24 protein-coding genes and 1 tRNA gene are annotated in these 26,706 nt (G+C 52.8%); 24 read left to right on the top strand and 1 reads right to left on the bottom strand.

The annotated features are described in order from the left end of the window. The first annotated feature begins 17 nt into the window (after positions 1 to 17). From W02_RS10380 to rlmB, 10 genes are all read left to right on the top strand, one after another. On the top strand, positions 18 to 1,253 hold the full coding sequence (locus tag W02_RS10380; protein WP_173047395.1) for a phosphoglycerate mutase: 1,236 nt from the start codon (positions 18 to 20) through the stop codon (positions 1,251 to 1,253). 4 nt (positions 1,254 to 1,257) lie between these two features. Continuing rightward, positions 1,258 to 2,514 (top strand): aspartate kinase, encoded by a 1,257-nt coding sequence (locus W02_RS10375; RefSeq protein WP_173047393.1) that lies wholly within the window; start codon positions 1,258 to 1,260, stop codon positions 2,512 to 2,514. A 40-nt stretch (positions 2,515 to 2,554) separates the two neighbouring features. After that, entirely contained in the window at positions 2,555 to 4,240 is a 1,686-nt protein-coding gene (cimA, locus tag W02_RS10370; protein WP_173047391.1) for a citramalate synthase, read from the top strand. A gap of 92 nt (positions 4,241 to 4,332) precedes the next feature. Continuing rightward, positions 4,333 to 4,608: an integration host factor subunit alpha gene (locus tag W02_RS10365; RefSeq protein ID WP_080885526.1), complete on the top strand. Its 276-nt coding sequence runs from the start codon at positions 4,333 to 4,335 to the stop codon at positions 4,606 to 4,608. A gap of 41 nt (positions 4,609 to 4,649) precedes the next feature. Further along, complete coding sequence (locus W02_RS10360) at positions 4,650 to 5,000, top strand: MerR family transcriptional regulator (protein WP_173047389.1); 351 nt, start codon at positions 4,650 to 4,652, stop codon at positions 4,998 to 5,000. Between the two features lie 86 nt (positions 5,001 to 5,086). Then, a tRNA-Pro gene (locus W02_RS10355) sits at positions 5,087 to 5,163 on the top strand. A gap of 87 nt (positions 5,164 to 5,250) precedes the next feature. Then, entirely contained in the window at positions 5,251 to 6,069 is an 819-nt protein-coding gene (gene surE / locus W02_RS10350) for a 5'/3'-nucleotidase SurE (protein ID WP_173047387.1), read from the top strand. Positions 6,070 to 6,074: 5 nt separating this feature from the next. Continuing rightward, positions 6,075 to 6,713 carry a DedA family protein gene (locus W02_RS10345; RefSeq protein WP_197742199.1) on the top strand — a complete coding sequence of 213 codons (639 nt, stop codon included), beginning with the start codon at positions 6,075 to 6,077 and terminating at the stop codon, positions 6,711 to 6,713. Between the two features lie 7 nt (positions 6,714 to 6,720). Continuing rightward, entirely contained in the window at positions 6,721 to 8,157 is a 1,437-nt protein-coding gene (cysS, locus tag W02_RS10340; RefSeq protein WP_173047385.1) for a cysteine--tRNA ligase, read from the top strand. Beyond that, positions 8,132 to 8,914, top strand: coding sequence for a 23S rRNA (guanosine(2251)-2'-O)-methyltransferase RlmB (rlmB, locus tag W02_RS10335; RefSeq protein ID WP_232068710.1), 783 nt, complete (start codon positions 8,132 to 8,134; stop codon positions 8,912 to 8,914). The genes cysS and rlmB overlap by 26 nt, the downstream gene beginning before the upstream one ends. On the opposite strand, the gene W02_RS10330 is transcribed toward rlmB, so the two are convergent. Next, on the bottom strand, positions 8,907 to 9,182 hold the full coding sequence (locus W02_RS10330; protein WP_173047383.1) for a response regulator transcription factor: 276 nt from the start codon (positions 9,180 to 9,182) through the stop codon (positions 8,907 to 8,909). The genes rlmB and W02_RS10330 overlap by 8 nt on opposite strands. A 200-nt stretch (positions 9,183 to 9,382) precedes the next feature. Between W02_RS10330 and W02_RS10325 the strand changes: the two genes are divergently transcribed. From W02_RS10325 to ybeY, 14 genes are all read left to right on the top strand, one after another. Then, positions 9,383 to 10,180 carry an A24 family peptidase gene (locus tag W02_RS10325; RefSeq protein ID WP_370467969.1) on the top strand — a complete coding sequence of 266 codons (798 nt, stop codon included), beginning with the start codon at positions 9,383 to 9,385 and terminating at the stop codon, positions 10,178 to 10,180. Between the two features lie 187 nt (positions 10,181 to 10,367). Next, on the top strand, positions 10,368 to 10,859 hold the full coding sequence (locus tag W02_RS21580) for a GspH/FimT family pseudopilin (RefSeq protein WP_173047381.1): 492 nt from the start codon (positions 10,368 to 10,370) through the stop codon (positions 10,857 to 10,859). Continuing rightward, on the top strand, positions 10,856 to 11,344 hold the full coding sequence (locus tag W02_RS10315) for a choice-of-anchor X domain-containing protein (protein WP_173047380.1): 489 nt from the start codon (positions 10,856 to 10,858) through the stop codon (positions 11,342 to 11,344). Before W02_RS21580 ends, W02_RS10315 begins: the two co-directional genes overlap by 4 nt. 17 nt (positions 11,345 to 11,361) lie before the next feature. Further along, positions 11,362 to 12,105 carry a PilW family protein gene (locus W02_RS10310; protein WP_173047378.1) on the top strand — a complete coding sequence of 248 codons (744 nt, stop codon included), beginning with the start codon at positions 11,362 to 11,364 and terminating at the stop codon, positions 12,103 to 12,105. A gap of 44 nt (positions 12,106 to 12,149) precedes the next feature. Beyond that, complete coding sequence (locus W02_RS10305) at positions 12,150 to 13,610, top strand: hypothetical protein (protein ID WP_173047376.1); 1,461 nt, start codon at positions 12,150 to 12,152, stop codon at positions 13,608 to 13,610. A gap of 196 nt (positions 13,611 to 13,806) precedes the next feature. Beyond that, complete coding sequence (locus tag W02_RS10300; protein ID WP_173047374.1) at positions 13,807 to 15,465, top strand: GspE/PulE family protein; 1,659 nt, start codon at positions 13,807 to 13,809, stop codon at positions 15,463 to 15,465. A 291-nt stretch (positions 15,466 to 15,756) separates the two neighbouring features. Further along, positions 15,757 to 16,224: a Tfp pilus assembly protein FimT/FimU gene (locus W02_RS10295; RefSeq protein WP_173051432.1), complete on the top strand. Its 468-nt coding sequence runs from the start codon at positions 15,757 to 15,759 to the stop codon at positions 16,222 to 16,224. A gap of 19 nt (positions 16,225 to 16,243) precedes the next feature. Then, positions 16,244 to 16,750 carry a type IV pilus modification protein PilV gene (gene pilV, locus W02_RS10290; RefSeq protein ID WP_173047372.1) on the top strand — a complete coding sequence of 169 codons (507 nt, stop codon included), beginning with the start codon at positions 16,244 to 16,246 and terminating at the stop codon, positions 16,748 to 16,750. Between the two features lie 25 nt (positions 16,751 to 16,775). After that, positions 16,776 to 17,900, top strand: coding sequence for a PilW family protein (locus tag W02_RS10285; protein ID WP_173047370.1), 1,125 nt, complete (start codon positions 16,776 to 16,778; stop codon positions 17,898 to 17,900). 19 nt (positions 17,901 to 17,919) lie between these two features. Next, positions 17,920 to 18,552 (top strand): PilX N-terminal domain-containing pilus assembly protein, encoded by a 633-nt coding sequence (locus tag W02_RS10280; RefSeq protein WP_173047367.1) that lies wholly within the window; start codon positions 17,920 to 17,922, stop codon positions 18,550 to 18,552. A 79-nt stretch (positions 18,553 to 18,631) separates the two neighbouring features. Next, the gene (locus W02_RS10275; RefSeq protein ID WP_173047365.1) at positions 18,632 to 24,046 is read left to right on the top strand and encodes a pilus assembly protein; all 5,415 of its coding nucleotides are present in this window, start codon (positions 18,632 to 18,634) and stop codon (positions 24,044 to 24,046) included. A gap of 20 nt (positions 24,047 to 24,066) precedes the next feature. Continuing rightward, entirely contained in the window at positions 24,067 to 25,059 is a 993-nt protein-coding gene (locus W02_RS10270; protein WP_173047363.1) for an Ig domain-containing protein, read from the top strand. A gap of 96 nt (positions 25,060 to 25,155) precedes the next feature. Next, positions 25,156 to 26,229: a PhoH family protein gene (locus W02_RS10265; RefSeq protein WP_173047361.1), complete on the top strand. Its 1,074-nt coding sequence runs from the start codon at positions 25,156 to 25,158 to the stop codon at positions 26,227 to 26,229. After that, positions 26,229 to 26,702, top strand: coding sequence for an rRNA maturation RNase YbeY (ybeY, locus tag W02_RS10260; protein WP_173047359.1), 474 nt, complete (start codon positions 26,229 to 26,231; stop codon positions 26,700 to 26,702). Before W02_RS10265 ends, ybeY begins: the two co-directional genes overlap by 1 nt. Positions 26,703 to 26,706: the final 4 nt, after the last annotated feature.

The raw sequence follows: 26,706 nt of genomic DNA, 5'->3' as shown, positions 1-26,706 counted from the left end.
ATGCACGTGTGCGTTCGATGAAATATGTAATTCTGCACGCCGGAGGGATGGCCGATGCCCCGCGGCAAGAATTGGCCGGTGCAACGCCACTTCAGGCAGCGTCCACTCCAAACCTGGATCGAATTACCCAGACAGGAGAGCTCGGGCTGTTGATGCTTCCCGAGAGTAGCCGATACGGCAGCGGATGGACCGGAACCGCGATTCTCGGGTACGAGCCGAAGAAGCATTATCAAGGCCCCGGACCGTTGGAAGCGGTCAGCCTCGGCGTGGCGGTCGGAGAACATGACGTGGTGTATCGGTGCACGATGGTCACGCTGAAAGGCGAACCCCATTCAAGCAGTAAGACAGGGAACGAATTCAAGAAATTAGGCCCTCAACTGGTGATGGATGACGCCACGGCCGGGCTCATTACCACGGCAGAGGCGCGTGAATTGATCGATGCGGTGAATGAACAACTTGGGTCAGAGGTTATTCAGTTCTATCCAGGATCCGGTCACCGTCATCTCATGGTGTGGGTCAATGGTAAACCGAGGGCGGTTTGTATGGATCCGCAGTCATTGGTTGGCCGACCGTTGGGGGACGCCCTGCCCAGCGGCGACGGAGCGGACATGTTGCGTAAATTGATGGATGCGTCCCTGTTGATTCTCAGAGGCCATCCGCTAAATGACGAACGGATTGAGGCGGGGAACAAACCGGCCAACTGCCTGTGGCTGTGGGGAGAAGGACGTGCCGTTGTCTGGCCGAGCTTGACGGAACGGTTCCGGGTATCGGGAGCTGTCGTGTCGTCCAGTGATGTTCATCGTGGATTGGGAATGATGGCCGGTCTCGGCAATGGGACGGACGGAGAAAATCTGGCAGCGGCGGATTGGCGCACACAGGCGCGCAGGGCACTTGAACAACTGCGTGCGAAGGACTTCGCCTATATCCATCTGGAACTACCCGATGAAGTGGTGTACGGCACGGAGGTCAAGGCCAAGCTCCGCGCGATCGAAGACATCGATCGTGAATATATCGGGCCGTTCGTCGAAGGGCTCAATGCGCTCGGACCCTATCGTCTGCTCATTGTCTGTGACCCTGGAACCGCGCAGGATAAGGTGCTGCCAGGCCAGTGGTTTTATGCATACTACGACAGCTCACAGAAATCCGAGTCACCGACCAAACGGCGCTTCACAGAAGCCGACGCGCAATCTTCGCCCTTACCTCAACGTGATGCCACGAAGTTCGTCGTGCGCCTTTTCTCAAAGAGCGCCTGATCCCATGGCTCTGGTCGTTCAGAAATACGGCGGAACATCCGTCGGAACGATCGAACGCATCCATCGAGTTGCGGATCGGATCGAACGGGCGGTCAAGGACGGCAATCGCGTGGTGGTCGTATTGTCTGCGATGAGCGGAGAGACCGACCGACTGCTGAAGCTCGCACACGAAATGACCGCCCTTCCTGATGAACGTGAGCTGGATATGCTTCTGTCAACGGGCGAACGCGTCACCATCGCGCTCCTGGCGATGGCATTGCGCGGCCGTGGACTCGATGCCCGATCATTTACCGGCCGACAGGTCGGAATCATGACTGACAATGCGCATACGAAGGCCCGCATTACCAGAGTGACCGCGGATCGCATTCGAGAAGCTCTGGAGAGGGGCGTTACCCCCGTTGTGGCCGGTTTTCAAGGGATCAATCAACAGTCCGATGTGACGACACTTGGACGCGGAGGGTCTGATCTCACCGCTGTTGCATTGGCAGGAGCCTTACGGGCGGATCGGTGTGTGATTTTTACGGACGTTGATGGGGTGTACACGACGGATCCGAACATTGTTCCTGCAGCGAGACGTCTGGAAAAAATCTCATATGAAGAAATGCTGGAAATGGCAAGTCTCGGTGCTAAAGTGCTACAGAGCCGGTCGGTGGAATTCGCGGCAAAATTCAATGTACCATTGGAAGTGAACTCCAGTTTTAAGGAGGGGAAGGGGACGCTCGTGACTCGCGAAGATACCGATATGGAAGCCGTCGCCGTTTCGGGAGTAACGGGTGATCGCAATCAGGCCAAAGTGACCATTGTGGGTGTGCCTGATAAACCGGGCATCGCGGCAGCGTTATTGGGCACGGTGGCCAAGGCAAATATTGTGGTCGACATGATCATTCAGAACGTCAGTCACGCTTCTCTCACGGATTTTTCATTTACGATTCCACGTGTCGACGTCAAACGAGCTGTGCCGATCATTGAAGCTGCCTCGAAGGACATTGGAGCCAAGTCCGTGTCGGTGACAGATGCCATTGCCAAAGTGTCTTTGGTCGGGGTGGGTATGCGTTCGCATTCTGGCGTCGCGGCCAAAATGTTCGAGATATTGGCTCGCGAAGGAGTCAATATCATGATGATTAGTACGTCGGAAATCAAAATTTCGTGTGTCATTGACGAAAAATACCTGGAGTTGGCCATGCGGGCCCTTCATACCGCCTTTGAACTGGACCGGGGATCGTCCGGGGACCGTTCAGGTGTCTCATCGACGGTCCGGTAAGAGTCTCGACAGGGTGCCACGCATCCTGTTACCCTTCCCTATGCGTTCCCGCCGCGCGACAAGTTCACCGTCAGTCAAGACGAGACGAACGGACGCAACCATTTCATCCGACGCGATCCGGTCTCGCCGTCTCGCCCATCTTGAGATCTACGACACCACGCTGAGGGACGGTGCTCAGGCCGAGGACGTGAGTTTTTCGGCAGAGGACAAAGTCCGCGTTGCTCAGAAACTGGATGAATTGGGGGTGACCTTTATTGAAGGTGGCTGGCCGGGAGCGAACCCCAAAGACATTGAATTCTTTCGGATGATGAAAAGCATCCCACTCCAGCACGCCGCGATCGTGGCGTTCGGTTCGACGCGGAAGGCCAGTAATCCAGTCAAAAGGGATCCCACAATTCAGGCGCTGCTTTCGGCTGAGACACAAATCATCACCATTTTCGGTAAAAGCTGGACCTTTCAGGTCACTGACGCACTTGGAATATCCTTGGCGAGCAATCTCGAACTCATCGGAGATTCAATCGAATTTCTGCGCGGTAAAGGCCGAAGAGTCTTCTACGACGCAGAGCATTTTTTCGACGGCTTTAAGGCGAACCCTGACTATGCCATGAAGACCATACGTGCCGCTGCAGCTGCGGGAGCAGAACGCCTCGTCCTCTGCGACACCAATGGAGGAACGATGCCATGGGAAATCAAGAAGATCTGTCAGACGGTTCAAAAAGAAGTGTCTATTCCATTAGGCATTCACGCCCATAATGATTGTGAGATGGCCGTGGCGAACTCCCTCATTGCCGTTGAAACCGGTGTGGTGCAGGTACAGGGAACTATCAACGGAATCGGTGAACGCTGTGGAAATGCCAATCTGACGTCCATTATTCCTAATCTCCAGTTGAAGATGGATCGGAAAGCCTTGGGTGACCGGCTTGACCGCTTAAAGGACGTCTCGGGATTTGTGACCGAAATCGCTAATTTGATGCCGAATAAACATCAACCCTATGTAGGTGATGCGGCCTTTGCACACAAAGGGGGAGTTCATATCCATGCCGTACTAAAAAATCCGGCCACATACGAACACATTGATCCGACTCGTGTTGGAAATAGACAGCGCATGCTGGTTTCTGACTATGCGGGACGCAGCGGATTGCTGGAAAAAATCGAATCTTACGGGATCAAGCTCTCTCGAGACCACTCGAAGGTCCAAGAACTGGTCGAGACCCTCAAGGATCGCGAAAATGAGGGCTACCAGTTCGAAGGAGCGGAAGGTTCCTTCGAATTGTTGATGCGAAAGGCGATGGGTACTCACAAACCTTCATTCCAGTTGCTTGGCTTTCGCGTCATCATCGAAAAGAAGCAAGACGATGGGTCGCCCTTATCGGAGGCGACCGTTATGGTAAGGGTTGGAGAAGTCGTCGAGCATGCTGCGGCGGTGGGAAAGGGACCTGTCAACGCATTGGACCATGCCCTCCGGAAGGCTCTTGAGAAATTTTATCCGCAACTTCGAGAAGTGAAGCTACTCGATTATAAAGTCCGTGTTCTATCGGCCAACCGCGGAACTGAATCAAAAGTCAGGGTACTCATTGAATCCGGTGATCATAAGGATAAATGGGGAACCGTAGGAGTTTCAGAGAACGTGATGGAGGCCAGTTGGCAGGCTTTGGCGGACAGCATTGAATATAAACTTCTTGCCGAGGATTGCCCTCCGGTTCCCCACCACGGAATTTGTCCTTGACAGCCCCCGTAACCTCACGTAACTTATAGCGAAAGTGGCTCTCATCTTTCCGAGGTGAAAATAGCCCTGAGAGAGTTGCGTAAGGGGGACGCATGAGAAAGGCCGACATTGCGAATGAAATATATAAACAAGTGGGAATTTCTAAGAACGAGGCCGCAGATATTGTTGAGCTGGTCCTGAATATGCTCAAGGCGGTATTGCAAAAGGGCGAATCGGTAAAAATTGCAGGATTTGGAAATTTTGTCGTCAGAAGCAAGGGCGCTCGGAAAGGCCGAAATCCACGAACAGGAGAGGAAATTGGCATTACCCCCCGGCGCGTCGTCACGTTTCGTCCCAGTCAGGTATTCAAGAAATACGTCAATTCATAAATCGTTTACTCACCTCCATTAGCCTGCCGCGAGGACCGGTCATGGGGAATGAACCCCGGCTGGGAAGTAAGGTCTTCTACAAAATCGGTGAAGTCAGTCATGTGACCAAGCTCCCGGCTTATGTCTTGCGATTTTGGGAATCTCAGTTTCCTTTCCTCAAACCAAAAAAGAGTCGAGGAAATCAGCGCTTGTACGAACGGCGCGATGTGGAGACCGTTCTTGAGATCAAGCGCATGCTCTACGATGAGGGGCATACGATCGAGGGTGTCAAACGATACTGGGCGAGGCGTGGCAGGGTTTCGGCCCATAAAATGAGGCCTAAAGAGCTGGCCCAGAAGCTGCGTGGAAATTTGCAAGCCATTCTGAAAATGCTCGAATCTCATTCTGCCTAGCATCATGACGGACTGGATTTCTTACCTGGACGGGTTGCAATCCAGGTCTGTTCAAGGACACAATACGAAACGAGAATGTCTTCAGTCGGGGCGTGGCGCAGCCCGGTAGCGTACTCGCTTGGGGTGCGAGTGGTCGGCCGTTCAAATCGGCTCGCCCCGACCAAAGTGCGCCGTTGTGTATTCACGGTGTTTCGAGTCTGCAGAGAACAAATTGAGTTAGGAAATGGAGCTGCCATGAGCAGCTTTTTTTATGTCTAGCAGCCGCATACGGATTCTCGTCACGAATGATGACGGGATACATTCCGCGGGACTTTCTGCACTGGCGAAGGCTCTCGCGCGAGTGGCTGAGGTATGGGTGGTCGCGCCGGACCGGGAACGGACAGCGGTGGCGCATGCCGTCACGTTGCATAAGCCGTTGCGAGTCCATCAATTTGGAAAGCGCGTCTATGCAATCAACGGAACGCCCGTCGATTGCGTAAACCTTGCTCTGGCCACGATCATGCGTTCGAAGCCGCATCTGTTGGTTTCGGGCATTAATAAGGGCGTAAACTTGGGTGATGATGTTCTCTATTCTGGAACTGTTTCCGCTGCGGTTGAGGGCACGATTCTTGGCATTCCTTCCATGGCCGTATCGCAAGAGGGGAAGGACAGATTCCGCTTCGATGTCGGGGCTCATTTCGCCGTTCGTGTCGCGCGACTGATCTTGAAGCAAGGCCTTCCGGAAGAAACGCTCATCAATCTGAACATTCCAGATTGTCCCGCCAGTTCTATTCCAGGTGTTCGCATCACCTGCCTGAGCAGGCGGCGTTTTGACAATCCCATTGTTGAAAAAATCGATCCACACGGGCGGACCTATTACTGGATAGCCGGGACTCGGATATCTTGGAGCCGTAATAAGGATGCAGATCATGAAGCGATAGCTGAGGGCTCAGTCTCCCTCACGCCGATTTATCTCGATAGCACGCATTACGGCGTCCTTGATCGGTTCAGGTCCTGGGAGCCAGTTCTTCGCGGTGGTTCTCGCCCTAGACGCCGTCAAGCCGGCGAGCCAACAAGAAAGAGGGGCTGAAGCAGATGGGACAGCTGATCGAAAGTATCATCGCGGAACTGAGCCGATTCGTCATCGCCATGATCTCATCTTTCGGTTATGTCGGGGTGTTGGTTACCATGGCCATTGAGAGCGCCTGCATTCCACTCCCCAGTGAAATCATCATGCCGTTTGCTGGCTACCTGGTTACAACCGGGCAATTCACTTTGTGGGGCGTGACTTTCGCCGGTGCGGTGGGGAATGTGCTCGGTTCGATAGTCGCTTACTATGTCGGGGTATGGGGCGGGCGTCCTTTTGTAGAGCAGTATGGCCCTTACATGCTTATCTCGCAGAAAGATTTGGATCTGGCCGATCGTTGGTTCGCCCGCTACGGGGACGCGGCAGTGTGTTTCAGTCGAATGATGCCAGTGATTCGCACCTTCATCTCTCTCCCGGCGGGTATTGCAAGGATGAACTTTCCCCGCTTCGTGGCATTTACCTTTATCGGTGCGCTGCCGTGGTGCTACCTGTTGGCATATATCGGGCTTCGCATGGGCGAACAGTGGGACAGTCTACGGGAATATTTCCATCGCTTCGACATTGTGATCGGGGTCGGCCTCGTCATAGTGCTTGGATATTTTCTGTGGTCGCATTGGCCTAAGCGAGGGTCGCAGCGCAAGGTCTAGTCTTTCGATGTTGAAACTATTCAATACGCTCACGGGTGTCAAAGAGCCTTTCGAATCCCTTGAGCCCAAGCACGTCCGAATGTATGTGTGCGGAGTGACCGTCTACGACTATTGCCACGTCGGTCACGCACGAAGCGCGCTTGTGTTCGAGGTCCTACGGCGCCATCTTGAACGGTCGGGCTATGCTGTGACGTTCGTTAAGAACTTCACCGACGTGGACGATAAGATCATCGGACGGGCCCAGCAACTGGAGGTGTCATGGGAAGAGCTGACGAGTAAATATATTGACGCGTATCATGACGACATGCATCGGCTTGGAATCGCTCACGCTTCACGAGAGCCGAAAGCCACCGACCATATGCAGGATATCGTATCCCTGACTGACACCTTGGTGCGCAAGGGGTTTGCCTATCAACTTAATGGCGATGTGTATTTCCAAGTCGACGCCTATCCCGCCTATGGGCGACTTTCCAAGCGACGGCCGGAAGATCTTCAGGCTGGCGCCAGGGTAGAAATTGATGAGCGCAAACGGCATCCGATGGACTTTGCATTGTGGAAGCACCGAAAACCCGGCGAGCCTTCGTGGCCTAGCCCCTGGGGGCCAGGTCGACCTGGGTGGCATATTGAATGTTCGGCCATGTCGATCAAACACTTGGGAGAGACATTCGATATCCATGGAGGAGGGATGGATTTGATCTTTCCTCATCACGAAAATGAGATCGCACAGTCCTGTGCAGCAACCGGGAAAGAGTTCGCCCGTTATTGGGTCCACAATGGGTTTGTGCAGGTGAATCGCGAGAAAATGTCGAAATCCCTCGGCAACTTTTTTACTATCAGAGAGATTTTTGAGAAATCCAATTGGTCGGACTTCGTCACGGGAGAGATACTCAGATATTTTCTCCTTTCCACTCACTACCACAGCCCGCTCGAATTTTCTGATCAAGGGCTGCATGATGCCAAGCAAGCCTTGGACGGATTTTACGATCTGTTTGCTCGACTCGCCGAACCCGGACCGGCCTCGCCGCAATCAGAAGGGCGTCTTCTTGAGGCGCTTAACGATACGGGACGGTCATTCGACAACGGAATGGATAACGATCTCAACACGCCTGTCGCTCTCGCTGAGCTCCAAATGCTTCGTAGCGAGGTGAACAAATCACTGTCCGAAGGACTCTCGACTCAGGAAAGACGCCGTGCACGGGATGCGTTTCGTTCACTAGGTGCCGTCTTGGGGCTATTTCAGGCGGATGGTTGGGAATATACGGGCAAAGCGCGATCCGGATCCGAAGAGCAGTCGGTTGCCGAGATTGAAGCTCAAATAGCCGAGCGCGCTGAGGCAAAACGACGGAAGGATTTCAAGCGAGCAGACCAGATTCGACACGAGCTCAGTGCACGGGGAATCATCTTGGAGGACCGATCCGATGGGACCAGCCGCTGGAAGCGATAGCCCGACGGAACTGCTCTACGGGTTGCACGCCGTCCGCGAGGCGTTAAAGTCTGAGTCTCGACCGTTTCAACGCATACTAGTCATGAGGACCGATCGCCAGTATGCAGAGATCGTCCGTTCGGCAAAGGCGAGAGGGGTTCCGGTCCATGTGGAGCCTTCCAGCGCATTCGATCGACTCGTGCCCAATGGGCGCCATCAAGGCATCATCGCTCAGGTTGCTGCGAAATCATACAGTACTCCAGAGTCTATCTTGCAGCTGGCTCAAGATCGTCGGGAAGCGCCGCTGCTAGTCATCCTCGACGGTGTTGAAGACCCGCATAACTTGGGCGCGATCGTACGTACGGCTGAAGCTGGAGGCGTCCACGGTGTGTTTATTCCAGAGCGCCGGGCGGCGGGACTGACTTCCGCCGTGGCCAAAGCCTCAGCGGGAGCACTCGACCATATGTCAGTTGGACGTGTGGTAAATGTGAGTCGGCTTATCAGCGAGTTAAAGGAGTCGGGGCTATGGGTTTATGGGGTCGAACCATCGGCCCAAGTCGCGTATGACGAGATCGACATGACGGGGCCTATCGCCGTGGTACTGGGAGGAGAAGGGCAAGGGATTCGTCCTGGGGTATTGAACGAGTGTGACGAGCGGATCAGTATCCCAATGAAAGGAAAAGTAGCTTCTCTAAATGTGTCGGCCGCCGCCGCGGTAATATTGTATGAGGCTGTCCGGCAACGCAAGACTAAGACAAAAGCGGCAGTTTCTACCTGACCCGGATCAGGCTTCCCTGTATGGCGGTCTTGAGGAGCTGGGCCGTATTGGACACACGCATCTTCTTCATCATGTTAGCTCGATGCGCCTCAACCGTCTTCACACTGATCTTGAGCCGCTGACCGATTTCCTTATTCTTGAATCCTGCCCAAATCAGCTCGAGGATTTCCTGCTCCCGGCTGGTGAGCGACTCAGGTCGCTTTTTCCGTGGAGGAGGTGAGAGGTCAACGAGGGAAGCTCTGGGTTTTGTCTTGGCGGTTCGCGTCATGATCCCTGTTCTCCTTTGACTGGCAAAGAAATCCGCGATAATTTGACTCGACGTATAAATCCCGGAGAACAAACCCTGAGTAGCAGAAATAGATTATAGGAGTTGCGCATTCTTCTGTAAATGGAAGGATTTTGGCCCTAGGGCAAACACGTAAATATCTCATGTTTGATAACCATGAAGAACGCTGAAGGCCACAAGCTATGAGTGAATTCTGGTCGGCCCCAGGGATGATGTATGCGTCGGTCGGGGTGATTGGCTCTCTCATTGGCAGCTTTCTTAATGTATGTATTGTCAGGCTGCCGGAAGGAGAATCTATTGTGTGGCCGGGATCCAAGTGCCCTAAATGTGGGGTATCGATTAAACCCTATGACAATGTTCCAGTGATCAGTTTTATCCTTTTGGGTGGCCAATGCAGATTCTGCCGAAGCAAAATTTCTGTTCGCTACCCGATCGTCGAGGTGCTGAACGGCATCGGGTACGTAACGCTTGTTTGGGTATTTGGCTTTACATGGACGGCAACGTTCTATGCGATGCTGTTTTCAGGGTTATTGGTGGTGGCAGGAACGGATTTGTCGCATAAAATCATTCCGGATGTGATTACGATTCCGGGAATCTTCATAGGACTTCTTGGTGCCATAACCGTCCTGCCGGTCGGCCCCTGGAACTCCATTTTAGGAATTCTGGTCGGAGGCGGTATTCTATGGGCTCTGGCATGGATCAGTCCTTATCTCTTTGGAAAAGAAGGTATGGGCGGCGGAGATATTAAATTGTTGGCCATGATCGGTGCCTTCCTTGGATGGAAACCGGCACTTCTGACTATCATGATCGGATCACTTGTCGGTTCGATGGTCGGCATTGGTCTGATCGGGTTGAGAATAATCCAGAGAGACGACTACATCCCCTTCGGTCCGTTCCTCGTCATCGCGGCGGTCATATCTTTGTTCTTCTCTCAGCCGATTCTGAGTTGGTATCAACATCTTCTCAATCCCGCCAACTAACTTGCTCCCGTTGTATCCAATCAGCGGGCTACTGTATCTACCGTGACCCCCTCACAAAAGATTCTGCCCGGTTCGGGCCAATAATCCCTTCGACGATTTTTCTCAAAAGATCTTCTGTCTGTTGATCTCCTCCTGTGGATTGCACGCAGTTGAGTTATTTGTGGGAGAAAGGCACGAGTCTTGGAAGATGCAACAGCTTCGGACGGCAAGAGACCGACTTGGAAGCAAGATGAAGACGCGTCAGCAATCACCGCCATTCGGAGGAACGCTGACAGAGTTGATGACAGTATTGGTCATTATCGGGATCCTCGTGGCCATTGCCATGCCAAGTTATAACAGGATGCTGATACGGATGCAGTCTAAGAGTGCGGCAACAGAGATCGCGAGTGAGTTGCGGATGGCAAGACAGCTTGCTATGTCGCGCCGAGAGCGCCTGCGCGTTCGGTTTGACAGGGTGCGACAAACTATCACGCTCGAGCGTGCGGATGCGGGAGGCGTGCTCGATATCTATCGCTATGCAGAGAAAGGCATTGCACTGGATGAGCCTACGGGTGGGTCGGAGGTGTTATTTCACCCCAGCGGACGTTCCGCCACGGCGACGACTATTGCCATCGTCGACAAAGAAGGAAAGAAAATCGTGCTCACCGTAAGTCTGACTGGACGAGTGACCCTGTCATGACACCCTATCTTGGACTTGGCTCTTTACGAGGAGCGAGTTTCTCAGAAGTCTTGATCGCCATGGCATTGATCCCGATCGCACTCGTTGGAGCCATGGGAGCGTTTCATACAGCGGAACAGACGATTGGAGAAGGAGTCCTAGCCAACCGTGCACTGGCTATGGCGGAGTCACGAATTGAGGCCAAGCGTGCTGCTAAGTGGGACCTGTTGTTGGTCGATGACCTGAATTATGATGGCATTCATGAAATTGTCATGCACGACGATGGCCAGGAAGGAGACCTCCAAGCTGCCGACGGTGTGTATTCAGCCAGAAAGGAATTAGACAACGTCTTACTCACATGGTCGGTCTCTCCGAACCGGACAGGCCCTCAACGTTTATGGGGCTATGTGGTACTTCAAGCACAAGCTCAATTTGGCAAAACAGATCGACGCAGAGCAATCAATGTCACCACTATCCGCTCGAACCCGTCCTTCGTAGGGCAATAACGGTGTATGGCTCTATCATGAACGAGGGTAACGCCAGTGTCCCAGGGCAGCGGTTTCCTCAATCCGGAGAAACCGGGACCAGCCTGCTGGAGTTATTGCTCGCGATGGTCGCCGGCTTGATTGTGATTGGGAGCATGATGCAGGCCCTAGTGTTCTTTCAAAGACAGTTTTCACATCAGCAATCGATGTCAGCACAGCAACAGGATTTGCGGTTGGCATTGGAAGTGTTGGAACAGGAACTTCATATGGCAGAACCAACTGGCTTCTCGATCACCCACACCAATGAGGTTGAATTCTCGGCTAACATTCATGGCCTTAGAACGACAGTCGCGACGCCGGTCTCTGTAGGACAGACGACCATATCTGTGGTTGACGGCAGAGGATGGGCTGAACGCAAGCCCATTCTCGCCTGCTGGCAGGATCAATGTCAGGCGATGACGTTGGCTCAGAATGGTCAAATGAACCTGCTGATCGTAACGCAGCCGGTTCTGAAACCCATTCCGGCCGGAGCTTGGGTCTCGGTCGTGAATCGCATTCGTTACTATACCAAGCGGGACGACAACGGCGTGCCGAGATTGCTTCGTCAGATAGACGGTGGAGCGAGTGTTCTGGTTGGAGATATTCAGGATGTGCGATTTTCCTACTGGAATGAGAAGGGTCAGATGGCTGCTCAGAGTGGATCGATCCGAAGGGTCGTGGTGAGCGTAACACTCCCGCGCGGCGCTTTCGAGACTGTTCGGGAAATTGCTCTTCGACTCTAACGACGGTGAACCATCTGATTCACATCATCGTCAAGGAAGCCTATATGCTCCGTTCAATATCCACCAATGCCGGTCATGTTCTTCTGGTGGCACTTATGCTCATCATGGCCACGTCTCTGCTTGGTCTCACTTCCCTTTTCCTCGCGGGTCAGGATGTGCCTGGTGTTACAGCAATCAAAGAAGAAACTATTGCACGAGATCTGGCGGATGCCGCCGCGGAATTGGTTGTCGCATGGTTCCATGACCCTGCGGTGACGCCGTCTGGGTTGACCGAGGTCCTGTCCAAACGTCAGGGGGACGTGCTTACTGGACCTTCGTATTTTGATTCTGCTCGTCGATCGCAATTTGTAGGAACTGCAGACCGTCCAGACATCCTGTTGGACTCTGCCAAAACGTCAGACTATCAGGTGCTCAATGGAGCCCCGAGCGGGCTCCCCGAGAGTCTAAGGGAAAATGGCCGCTTAGACAGAGTAAAAATCTATGCGCCTGAGGTACCGGGTTTGTTAGGCACTTTGGAGGTATCCGCTACGAGCGGTAGTCGCAAGCCTGTGACTAGAACCGTCAAGCTTCAGCTTGGGGCGCTGTCAATCCCGTCCGTTCGGGCTGCTCTACAAGCAGGCAAGTCCCTGGGCAGTCTTCCGCCTGGACGTGAGTCTTCAATCAGAGTCCATTGGGGTGATCAACGCATTATGGGGGACCTCGTTGCGAGAAGTCTTGATGACATCGTCACGAAGTCTGGAGCAGCTCCTGTGACGGGCCAGCCATACGATCCCAACAGCCCGTTATCCGATCGTTGGGCGGAGTATTGGATCGGAGGCGAGGTAACTGTGACTCTTCCGCCCCCTGGTCAAAGTATTCATCCGATTCTGCCCTCCAATGTTCATATTCGACAGATTCCGGTGCCAGGCCTCCACGTGGATGCATGGGAATATGAATCCCTCAAAAAAGTCGCGCTACGCTACGGTACATATTTTCGAGCTGACTCCAATGGACTGTTGCATTCTTCCGACGCCCCGGAGGGAGACTCGGGAAGTCCGCCCGGTGATGTGTTGTTTTCCCGGACAGCCGGAGATCATCGAGGCATCATTTTCATTGATACGACCGATGGAACCCCGCCAAGAACGGACAACCTTGCAAAAATCGTTGTTGAGACCGACTACCTGGAGGCCATTCTGGTTGTGCAAGGTCATGTCACATTAAAGCCTAATGGTCCCGGACGATCTTTAGCGACATTAACTCCGCCGGTGGAAGGAACGAATAGTCAGGGAACAAGGATTCCCGTTCAACTATCCGGGATTCACATGAATGGCCTGGTATGGGCTGCCGGAGCAATCACCATAGAAAAACCGGTTCGCGTCTTCGGAGCAATCATGGCGGGAGGAGATATTATAGTTGACGCGGCTGGAACGACGATGGAGGTATGGTACAACTCGGATTTTGCAAGAGGGCACTTCCCTGGCCTTCCAATTGTGTATCGTGCTCCAGGATCGTGGAGCGTGTTCTGACGAACGATTGAAAGGTGGGGAGTTGCTCCTTCACGAGCGCATTCGTAAAAATCGTAGAAAGGATGAACCATACAACAGCAACACAACACAGACTACAGGGAGGCTAACTGCACGGGTTCGTCCGGAGATTGAACAGAACGTATTAGACGCGCTGGTATTTCGAGGTTCCATAAGCCGGGAGAGGCTTGAAGCCGCATTGGAAGAGGTTGAAAACGGTTCCGAGCACCTTGAGACGGTCTTGTTGGAGCGCTGCCATTTATCCAAGCACGATCTAGGAAGTGCGCTCAGTGATTTTTATCAATGCCCCTATCTTCCGTATGACGAGCGGACGATCGTTGAAGCGGAGCTGTTCAAAACACTCAACGAGGAATACCTGAGAAAACACCTGTGGCTGCCGATTGCTCGCCGAGGCCAGGTTCTTGACGTTCTCACAAGCGACCCAAACGATTCGGACAAGGTCTGGGATATCCGCCGCGCATTCCCAGGTTCTACAATCCGGTTCAATGTAGGACTGAGAACCGATATCGAACAGTTTCTTTCTCATGCACGAGAACACGCACAACTTTCCCCGCTCGGAACCATCCTGAACGATTTGGTTCATGACATCCCCGTTGTTCAGACGGCGGACACTTCGACAGGTCTCATCGACGAAAATGACTCGGCCATAGTGCGGCTCGCCAACCACGTAATTGCCGAAGCCGATCGGATTGGCGCCTCAGACGTCCATATTGAGCCGTACTCAGAACGCAAGGACACGGTTGTCCGTTTTCGTGTCGACGGCACCTGTGCGACCGCGATGAAAATCCCCGCAGTCTATCGGCGAGCCCTGGTGTCACGAATAAAAATTATGGCTGATCTCGATATTGCCGAGCGCCGCAAGCCACAGGATGGAAAGATCAGATTCAAGTTCGCGAGAGATCGAGAAATTGAATTGCGGGTGGCCACGCTGCCGACCGCCGGGTCCAACGAAGATGTCGTCATGCGACTTCTCACGGCAAAAGAGCCGATGTCATTGAAGGGGATGGACTTCGCATCCGCAACCCTGAGCTCTCTCATTGCGCTTTCAGAAAAACCTCATGGCCTTCTCCTGTGCGTCGGCCCTACCGGGTCGGGAAAGACGACAACGTTGCATGCCATTCTTAAGCACATCAATACGGATGAGCGAAAAATATGGACTGCAGAGGACCCTATTGAAATCACCCAAGACGGTTTACGACAGGTGCAAGTCCATCAGAAAATTGGTCTGACGTTCGCTGCGGCGATGAGAGCGTTTTTGCGAGCGGACCCGGACGTGATTATGATCGGTGAAATGCGGGACAAGGAAACTGCTGATATTGCCATTGAAGCCTCTTTGACCGGGCATCTCGTCCTCAGCACGTTGCATACCAACAGTGCGGTCGAAACGGTTATCAGACTTCTCGATCTGGGATGTGATCCCTTCAATTTTGCCGATGCAATGTTGGGTGTGCTTGCACAACGTCTTTGCAAAAGAATTTGTGCTCATTGCAAGGAGCAGTACACTCCTACCCGAGAGGAGTGGGAGGAGTTAGTCCAGGCAGCAGGACCAACGGATTGGCCAGTTCACGAAAAGAGAAGCGGGGAAAACATGCGGTTATCTCGCGGTCGAGGTTGCGAAAATTGCAACCATTCAGGATTCAAGGGTCGAGTCGCGATTCACGAGTTTCTCGCTACCTCATCTCCGATGAAGCAACTTATCCAATCCAGAGCTCCTACGGGTGACTTGCTTCATCTGGCCAGGAATGGCGGCATGCTGACATTACTTCAGGATGGGATTGTGAAAGTGATTCAGGGTGAAACAACATACGGTCAAGTTCGAACGGTTGCGACAAAATAGTTCTGTGTACCCAGCTTCCTGACCTATCCACGTCAGGCAAGAAAAGCTCCCTGCTCTCCCCTCGTCCTCTTTACAATCCTCACCTCAGTTCGATCTGGATGGCGCTAAACCCGAACTCTTCTTGACGAAATTTGTCAGTAGGTTAGGGAGGTGTCTATATATGGTCAGACAAATTGTAAATAATTATATAAAAATCAATAGCTTAAGATTGATGATTTGTTCCTGTCAAATGGCACGCTGTTTGCTCGAACCCGTGAGGGCTTTTGTATCTATAGATGCCCGATCCACGTTATGGACTGCAAGCAGATTCAAACAAACGGTTTCACGCTGGTCGAAATCATGATTGTGACGGCCATTATTGGAATCGCTTCTGCCATCGCAATACCCGCTGTCAGTGACTGGTTGGCTGGGCATCACTTAAAGCAAGGCGTTACGGAACTCGTGGGAGATATGAACCTGGCAAAACTGGCAGCGATAAACCGAAACCGGCAAGCCACGGTCACGATTCAAATGTCAGGAGCGCTGGTTGAGGTGAGTGGGACATCCGGTGGTCGGGCAATTTTTCAGACGGCTACTTTGATGCCACGGGTCACAGCCCTGCCCGGCGGACCGACGACCGTGAATTTCTCTTCCATGGGACTCAGCACCTCGACAGTACCCCAAACGATTCAATTGCAGAACGAGAAAGGGATCACCTACTCCGTATCGGTCATGCCGTCTGGAAAAGTGTCGTGGTGTGCAAAAGCCACTTGTCCATAATTGAGAGGACAATGGATCGATGAGCTCTGGAATAAAACGGCTGGAGTCGCAATCAGGTTTTACATTGATTGAGACCATGCTGGCGGCCGTAATTTTGGCGATTGGGCTCCTTGCCTTATCGGGGATGCAGTCCATCACCATGAAGAAAAATATCGGCTCCAGCGAGATGACAAAAGTCACCAATCTTGCTGCGGATATGGTGGAACGTATTCAGTTCAATCGACGCAATGTGACGGCCTATCACAACATCACAGTCAGTTCCTCAACCACATCGTGCCCGACAACTGCGACGAACGTCATGGCCAATGGCGATTGTAGCCAATGGGCGACCTTGTTGCTCAACGCAGGATTGGCAAATGTCGTTGGAACCGTTTCGCTCAATCCCGTCCCACCGGTCGTCGATGCCACTGGACTCACACGAAGCACGGTTACCGTGCGCCTTGATTGGCTTGCGAATTCGAATGCAGGGAGTGCGCTGTCGGCCACCAAAACCATCTCTCTCGTGACAGTGGTAGCTCCAGAGTAGCGCGACGGTTCGGAGCAAGAGTCGTATGAAACATCGACCTTCTGAATTCTGTGAGGCAGGCGTCACATTGGTTGAGTTGATGATTGGGCTTGCCGTGGCAAGCATCATCATCATTGCAGGCTTTACGGTCCTGACGACGACGGATAAGTCCACAAAAGCGAACGAACAGACAGCGGCGACTCAACAAAATGCCAGACTGGCCATGGAGCTTATTGCTCGAGATGTCAAGCTTGCGGGGTTTCGAATGCCCCTAACCCCAAATGTGCCCGTGGGCGGGACGGCGGGAAATTGTGCTCCGAGCGGTACGAGCTCGGCAATTAGACCGGTTGACAAAATCTCAACTGCATCTGTCGCTCCGAATGACGACGGTCCGGATACCATTTCCCTGATTGTGCCGCGTACGAATCCAGGGTGGAAACTGTCGCAGGGAGTGCCCGTCTCTCCGTCTTCGTCCTTTTCGGCTATCAATCTTAGCGCCACTGCCGTAACCGAGATGCAAGGCGAAGGCATGGCGGACAGCAGCGGTGCCTATATATCTATCGGTGGTGTGGTGACGGCTCAGGTAACGACCGCCAGTGGCGGAACGATCAATCTAAGTCCCGCTCAGACCCTCCCTGTCACATTTCCGCAGAACACACAAGTGTACTTACTGCAATGTATTACTTATTCCATCGGTCAGGATGCCGCTGTATGCGACACGACCGGGCCATGCCTTCTTCGGACGGTGGATACAGGAACTGCCCAGCCAACGACTACCAATATAGTGGATGGGGTAGAGGACATCCAATTCGCTCTTGGATGTGACGGATGTAATGCCGCGATTAAGTCTGGTGTGCCGGATGGTGTCATTGACGATTGGAATTCGAATAACACCTTTGATGCCGCGGATTGGCAGACGAATCGCGTCTGGGCGCCATTGACATTCGATCCGGCTACGATCCGCTTGGTTCAGGTCAATGTGGTGGCACGGCAAACAACGAGGGATCAAGGCCTTGGAGAGGCGCAACAAGGCGGTGTACTAACGGCCGCTCCCCTTACCATCAGCGACCATCTTCATTCAGCCGATGCAGGTTATGCGCTTTCGACCTATCAGCAATTCCGCCGTCGGGTGTTGACGAGGACGGTTGCTGCACGAAACGTTGAACAATGAATCCGCTCGAGGGTCAACGATGATGCGACAACGTCGGGTTAGCACACTGGGAAGTGAACGAGGCATCGCTCTCTTAATGGTCATGATCGTGATGCTCATCCTCACCGTCCTGGGCATCGCGGCTATCACTATTACCGGACTGGAAAATCGTATTGCCGGGTATCAACGCACAACCGAAGTCGCCGCCGATGCCGCAGAGTCCTGTCTGAGCACTTCAGTAAAAGTGATACAGCAAACAATCGAAGCCGCTGCTGTTCCGAGCGCCTTAGTGTCGACTGCCGGTCCTGTCTTAACCGCGGCGGAAACGACGGGGACGCCTCCTACGTTGACAATGGAAATCTTGGGACAATCTGACAATGACGCAGACGTGGTAACCGGAAGTGGGTCTGCTGGGCCTGACTACCAACAGAATATAAATGGGTACGAAGTCAAAGGCGACATCGATCGGCTTTATGTGCAGGCGAAAGCCGGATCTGGAATGCAATTCGCCGCCGGCTATGAAGGGGCCGGTTCCGGAAGCGCGGGTGGAGGCGTGGATGTGCTGTATCGAGTCGATTGCAGAGCCACATTGACGGCAACCGGAACGGAAAGCCGCATCGTGGGGATATATGCCTGCACTTTGACCGGAGAAACCTGTCAACGAAAGCTTTAGTCTTTAGAAAGAGCTCAGAAACATGGCCCGACTGAAACAAACAGGTTCCATCGAAGGTGTAATGGGGAGGGGTAGGATCATGAACAAGCTGACGTTCACTCTCCTTGTCGCTATCGTATCGGGAATAGTCGGTCACTCCGCGGTTGCGCAAGTCACGATGAACAACTATACGGCTTATCCGCCTTTCATTACCAAGACCGTACCGCCCGCCGTCATGCTGATGATGACGAAAGACCATCGTCTTTTTTTCAAAGGCTATAACGATATCGTCGATCTGGACAACGGAAAGCCAGGCGGAGACGCGGCCGTCGATACCACGTACAAAGACAATATTGACTATGTCGGCTACTTCGACCCGAAGAAATGCTACGACTATTCTGGCGGAGCCGGTTTCGGCGGAACTGGACAATTTAACCCGAGTGCCGCTGGAACTGGGACATATAGCCACTATTGTACAGCCAAGTGGAGTGGAAATTTCCTGAATTGGGCCACGATGGCTCGGATCGACATTATTCGTAAAGTCCTCTATGGGGGTAAGCGCATCCAGGACGATCCTGGAACGTCGGGTACAGCCATGAGCGGAAACAATGGTGTCACAGTATTGGCCCGAACCATCACACCTCGCGATGCTCATGCATGGGCTAAACCGTATGCTGGCGCTGATCTTAGTTCTTTGGTTCCAAGCGCAGCGCTTGGAATCGGTACGGCAGTCACGATCTGCAATACCAACAGTGCAGTTGGAGAAACTGTGGGATACATGATGGTGCTGAACGGTAGCATTCCAAATGCCGACAGTACGGAGGTCACGCAATGTAATGCCGCGGCACCGAATCCTGTATTTGTCGCTGCTGATATCAAAGCGACTTATCGTGTTGCGGTTAAAGTTTGCGATTGGACCGTCGGCTTGGAATCCAATTGCGATACCTATTACGACGACAATTCACCCAGTGCAACAACCAAGTATACATATAAGCCACAAGGATTGCTCCAACGCATGGCAGTGAATACCAACGGAAGTGTTGGGACGGCGGATGACACCGTCACCATGCGCTTCGGCTTGATTTCAGGAAGTTACGAACGAAATTTCAGCGGGGGGGTTCTTCGAAGCAAGGCAGCGGATCTCTACGGTCAAGAAATCAACCGCCGAACAGGGCAGATTCTCGGCACATCGAAAGTTATCAAGACAATAGATATGTTTAGAATCGTCGGGTACGACTTTACAAATTCTCGCTATAACGCAGGCGGAAACGATGGGACATGTCAGGTAGACGGCGGAATTCCTACCGAAGGCAATTGCAAGAGCTGGGGCGAACCCTTCGCTGAAATGTTTTATGAAGCGATCCGATATTTCAGAGGACTTGCGGCTAGCACTGGAAATGCAACCACACAGTTCTATAAGACCTCGGGCAATGGGCCCGATAACAGCATAACGAGTTATGCGATAGGCAACGGCACGTTTGCATCGAGCACGTTTCCAATCGAAGCCAACACGGGCTATGGAGATCCCTACACCGGGTCGCCGGCAATTTGTGAGTATTGCGCTAAGCCATTTGTTCTAATGTTAGGTGATGCCTTTCCTTCGCACGATTCGGATCAGCTGCCAGGTGCCCAGAATTGGTCTTCGGCTCCCAGCCGAGTCACTCCCACGGCAGACGATACAGGGTTGGACTTATCGGCCCTGTTGACTGCATCCTCAATGAATACATTGGATCCTGTTAGTTCGGTGTTCATTGGCGAAGTCAATGGCGGTACAACCAACAGTGTCTGTTCTCCGAAGGCAACGACGACGTTTCTTAATATCCGGGGGCTGTGCCCTGAAGAGCCGAACAAGTACGGATCTTACTATCTTCCAATCTTGGCCCATTATGCGAAAACGACCGACTTGCGTGCTGCTTTGGGGAATGATACGGCAAATTTGGTCAAGCAAAGCATTACGACCTATGCGGTCGTCGCGAGCGCCCCAGTCCCCATTCTGGAATTCACAGTGGGAACAAACAAGGTGCAAGTTACACCGTCATTTCACAGTGGCTGTCCGGCAGTGTCCGCTTCTTCCCCTGCTACTGATCCATACAAGTACTATGGCTGCGCGACTGCGGGGCAAGGAGCTTGGGGATCGTCAGCGCCCACTGGGGGGAACAAGGGCCAACTCGTAGCTTTTGATATCTGTGCTAACGATGCCGACTGGAGCGGAGTCGCAGGTGAGCAGACAATCAACGGATATACATCTTGTTATGAGATCATGTGGGATGACGCCACATATGGAGGAGACTACGACCTCGATATTCGTTACCGCCTCTATATAAAGTCGAATGGTACCAATACGATCACGGTAAAAACCAAGCCCATCTATGCCTCAGCTGGCAATGGAAACTGGGCTGGTTTCTATATCAATGGCGTTGCCTCAGGACATTCTGCGACTGGGTACGGCAGTCCCTTACAGAATCGGACGAACATTCTTACCGGATCAGGTGAGTATTACGACATTCGTTGCGGAGACAGTATACCTCCTGCTAATGGAGGAGCGGGCAATAGCGGGGGGCCAGGTACGGAATGTCATGGATACAATCCGAATGGAACTTGGAATGCCACCAATAACGCTCCGTACACTAATCAGTGGGCAGAGCGTACGTTTACAGTTAATGGTTCCAATGCAGGTCTTTTGAAAGATCCCCTTTGGTATGCAGCAAAATATGGAGGATTCAAAGATAGCGATAAGGTCTCGACGAGTGGGCACAACCTGCCAGACAAGACATCTGAATGGGATGCCAATGGTGATGGGACACCTGACACATATTTCTACGCGCAGAATCCGTTGGAGTTGGAAGGCAGGCTGGCTGCCGCCTTTGCGGCAATCTTAAATCAGACGTCTTCCGGTACGGCAGCGTCAGTTTTGTCATCCTCCACCAGCGGTGAGGGCGCATTGTATCAATCCTACTTTTATCCTACTCAATTTGAGCAGGAACGTGAAGTCAAGTATGCCGGGTATGTGCACGGGCTCTTTGTCGACGCCTATGGAAATCTCCGCGAGGACACGAATGGTGACGGGCGTCTGGTGCTCAAAGATGAAGATCGCATCGTCGTCACTCGCTATGACGCGATAAAAGACCAACTCGCGGTGGATATTTATGTAGATAAGAACGGTGATGGCAAGGCTGATCCCAATAAAGATACCTCAGTGCCTCCAGACATGATTCCCGACATTGCCGTTTGCGACGATGCCCCTCATCAATGCGACGTATCTATCACAGATATTAATCCTATCTGGGAGGGGGGACGCCGCTTGGCGATCATGCCGCCTGCGAACCGCTACATCTATACCTGGGTCGATCTCGATAATGACAAACTGGTGAATAGCGCCGGCCCTACTGCTGCGGCTGGGGAGTTCATTTCCTTCGATACGACTAATCAGAGTAAAATTTCAGGCTATCTTAATCTTAGCGGGGCACCCGCTGCTCTTACCGCTGCCAACGTAATAAATTTCATTCGCGGCACCCAGATAACAGGCCTTCGTGACCGGACATTGACGGTAAAGAACGATAGCGGCGTGTCAACGTCGATGGTCTGGAAGTTGGGAGACTCGGTCTATTCGACTCCAGTTGTTGTTGGCGGGCCGAAAGAGCGATACGATGTGCTCTACGGTGACGCTACGTATGTTCCGTTCTATCAGCAATATAGAAACCGGAGGCAGGTGGCCTATTTAGGGGCGAATGATGGAATGCTTCATGCGTTCAATGTAGGATTTTACAATAAAGGAGACGATACCTCTACGTCTCCTACAATCGAGCATGGGTGGTTCTCAAATAGTGCAACTACAGACGGACGCGGCATGAATCGTGGCGACGAGTTGTGGGCATTCATTCCTCAAGAGTTGTTGCCTCATCTGCGTTGGCTTGCCGATCCTTCCTACACACATGTGTATTACGTCGACCTAAAGCCAAAGATCACGGACGCCAGAATTTTTACTCCTGATGCAGATCATCCCAATGGTTGGGGAACAATTCTTATAGGCGGATTCCGCATGGGAGGAAGCTGCGGAAGCTGCACCGGCGGACAAGGTACCCCTATGACATTCGCTGCCGACTTCAACAACGACACGATAGCGGACGCCGCACGGACATTCTATAGCGCATATTTTGTTTTGGATGTTACTAACCCGGAAAAATTACCCCAACTGCTTTGGAGTTATTCGGACACAAACCTCGGTTTGGCAATGAGCTATCCGAGCGTGGTGCGCGTGCGCCCATTGGGTGGAGATAAGACTTTGAATGCCGACGCACAATGGTATGTTCTATTCGGATCCGGTGCGACCAGTTATGATGCCGGTGTTGGTCAGGTAGCGAAAGTATATGCAGTAAATCTGAAAGATCGAATGACCTCGGCAGCATCGACGACTATAACTATCTTTGACGCTGGCGGGACAATCTCAAGTCCGCCTAACTCGTTTGTAGGAGACTTAGCATCTATCGATCGCGATCTTGACTATCGAGCTGATGTGATTTATGGCGGGAAGGTCATCAACGCCTCACCGTGGGAAGGCAAACTGATTCGCCTCACAACCGGATGCTGGAAAGCCTCCTCACCCGTGTGCAATACAGACCCCGGGTTGTGGGGTGTGCCATCCGGTGGGACGGCCCCTGCGCCAACTAGAGCTCCTTCCGAAATTCTGTATCAATTTAAGAATGCAACCGGTGCAACGAAGAACACGTTAGGCCCGTTACCGCAGGCGCCGGGACTTGCGTTGGACGAAGTGGGCAATACTTGGGTTTTTGCCGGAACAGGTCGTTACTACACACAGCTCAGTGGCTCCGGCGATAAGATCGACACCTCAACTCAATTTTTAGTGGGTGTTAAAGACCCCGTATTGCAAGGCTCAGGAGGATGCAGCGATTCGACCATTACCAGCTGCCGTATTGATGATGCAACAAACAATGAGTTGATCGATATGTCGACATCCACCATTTGTCAACTCGGCAACGGCACCTGTGGTGGTTCGACTCAGCAAGTCACGAGTGTTCCGGCCATGGCTTCCGGCGGAACGTATGCTTCACTCATTTCATTGGTTCAAAGTAAGAAGGGATGGTTCACTAAGCTTTCCGTTCCGGCAAGTGGGCCGAGTGAACGTTCCGTCGCAAACCCGGTTGTTATTGGAGGGATTGTATTCTTCCCAACATTCTTGCCAAGCAGCGACGTTTGCGTAGCGGCGGGATCAAGTTCGCTGTATGCCCTGTATTACGTGACGGGCGGCGCATACAGCTCGCCGATAGTCGGAATGACGGGACAAAACATCAACAACAAGACAAGCCTGGGCGAAGGATTGGCAACCACGGTCGCGATTCACCTCGGAGCTCAAGGTGATGGGACAACGGGATCAGGAAGTTTGAGCGGCTTAAAAGGCTGTTCGCAAGCCAGTACCGGGGCGATCAACTGCGTGAATGCCGGTACAGCGTCAGCCGTGGCAAGTCGATATCTCTCGTGGATCAATCAGAAAGATTGACGGAAGGAGAAAGGCTGCAAATGTCTTTCGCCTGGAGTCGAACTCCGCTACAAACAGCGGCATTCACGATGGGCAGGATTGTCCACTTTAAACGGATTGGATTATGTGCTGGGCTCGCGGTGTTGTTCGGATGCACGCCTGATTCATCGCTGAACAGTGAAGGGGTCATCGGATCCGAAAATCGGCCTCCCTCTGTGAAAACGATCTCTGTTGTCCCAAATCCGATCTTGAAAGAAGGTGTCGTTACCGCCGTTGTTGAAGGGGAAGACCCCAATCATGACGAACTGAAGTTTCAATTCCAGTGGTTTGTCAACGGGATGCCGGTCCCAGGAGAATCATCCTCGACACTTGATGTGCAATATGTGAAGAGAGGCGACCGGGTGAGTGTCGAGGTTGTGCCAAACGACGGTAAAGCTGATGGCACCTCTAAACGAGCGGCAGATGTTGTCGTCGGCAATACGCCCCCTTCAATTACCGAAGTGGTCCTCGAGCCCAAAGCCCCTAAGAGCGGTGATCGGATGACAGCGGCGGTTGAGGCAAGCGACCCGGATGGAGACGAGATTCATTACCGATACGTCTGGCGTCGCAATAATCAGGTCGTGCAGGATGGCGATCAACAGATCCTGGAAATGACGGACTATGCCCGCAATGACATCGTGACTGTATCCGTCGTTCCACGCGATCGCGATAACGCGGGGAAAGAAGTGCGGGCTCAATCTGCCGCGCTGGGCAATCATCCACCCAAGGTGGTTTCTTCCGCTCCGACCGCTTCGACGCAGGGAATATTTGATTATGCGGTCCAAGCTACGGATTCAGAGAATGATCCACTGACTTACTCTCTCGAGACTGCTCCGTCCGGTATGAGCATCAATGAAAGGAATGGCCGGATACAGTGGGCTCTTCCTGCGGCATCCAATCATCCATATCATGTAAGAGTGATCGTGAGGGATGATCATCACGGCTGGGCATTTCAGGAATTCGACATCACTGTTGCCCCGACTCCAGCCTCATAGGCCGCGCTCTCCTTATTCCTCGCTGATTTGTTGTCATCGCATTCCATCGTTTGATAGAATGCATTGTACGAGGAGCTATCTGCCGGAAACCTTTTTGTGAAAAAGCTCAAGCTTAGAGAAGGCACCAATACCGCAGTACTCTTCGGGCATCACGACCGCCACCTCAAACTCATAGAAGACGATCTTGGCGTGCGTCTTTCCGCGCGCGGGGAAGAACTCACGCTTGATGGTAGTCCGGATGCTACCAGGCATGCCGAGCGTGTCCTGACCGAGTTGGCTGGGCTGGCCAATGAGGGCATGCTGCTTCAAGCCGATGATATTTCACACGCCCTCACTGCGCTCAAGCACAATCCGGAAGCTCCTCTCAAAGAACTGCTGGCAGGTTCGCCGGCGATTGTGACCAAAAAACGCTTTGTTGCCCCCAAGACTCCCACTCAAAAGGAATACATAGAAGCGATTGAAAATCACGACATTGTAATAGGGATTGGTCCCGCAGGAACTGGGAAGACCTATCTAGCGATGGCGATGGCGGTGAGTGCCCTCATGAAGAGGGAAGTCAGCCGTATCATTCTGGCCAGACCAGCGGTCGAGGCGGGGGAAAAACTCGGTTTTTTGCCCGGTGATATGTATGCCAAAGTCAATCCTTATCTCCGCCCATTGTATGACGCGTTATTTGACATGATGGACATGGAACGCGCCACTCGATCAATTGAAAGAGGTGACATCGAGATCGCACCTTTGGCGTTCATGAGAGGCCGCACCCTGAATGATTCCTTTGTCATTTTGGACGAAGCGCAGAATGCGACGGCAGAGCAAATGAAGATGTTCCTAACCCGACTGGGGTTCAATTCCAAGGTGGTCGTCACGGGCGATATCACCCAAGTCGACTTACCTCCTGAGCGCGTGTCCGGCTTAATCGAGGTCCGGGAAATTCTCCACGAGGTCCAAGGGATCCGTTTTGTCTATTTCGATGAGCGTGACGTCGTGCGACACAAGCTTGTGCAAGACATCATCAAGGCTTATGAGCATCATCAAAATGGTCCTTCCATGCATTCACAGCATGCCCCAGGTCCTGGACCAGGCCGTCGTTCCTCCTCAGTTGTCACACGCCCCTCCAGTCCGTCCTTGTCTTCCCGTCCTGCAAAAGATTCACTAGGCCAGCCGCATTAATGCCTGTGTCTCTTCGGAGCTATGTTCGAGTTCCTCGGATACGCCTGCATGCAATCAGGCGCATAGCTCGGTCTATCTTACTCGAATTGGGCGAGGCGTCATCGGAACTTGGACTTGCGTTTGTAGGCGATCGGCGCATACACCGGCTCAACAAAGAGTTTCGCGGGAAGGACTATGCGACGGATGTACTGGCCTTTCCGATGGGATTTCCCGATTCACCGCTGACCGAATTCCCTGTCCGGCAGCTTGGCGACGTGGTCATCTCGCTGCCCACAGCGATGCGGCAGGCGCGTCTAGGCAGCCGTTCGATCGACGAGGAAATCACAGCGTTGATGGTTCATGGTATTCTGCATCTCTGCGGGTATGATCACGAGACCGCTGAAAGAGAAGCCCGTCGTATGCGGCGGCGCGAACATATGGTGCTGCGGCGGCTCGCGCCGATTCCACGGTTATGCATCGGAACAAAGAAATGAGGCG

The sequence above is a fragment of the Nitrospira sp. KM1 genome, assembly GCF_011405515.1.
GTDB lineage: Bacteria > Nitrospirota > Nitrospiria > Nitrospirales > Nitrospiraceae > Nitrospira_C.
Note: the sequence above shows the minus strand (reverse complement) of the source record. Positions and strands in the feature narration are given on the sequence as shown.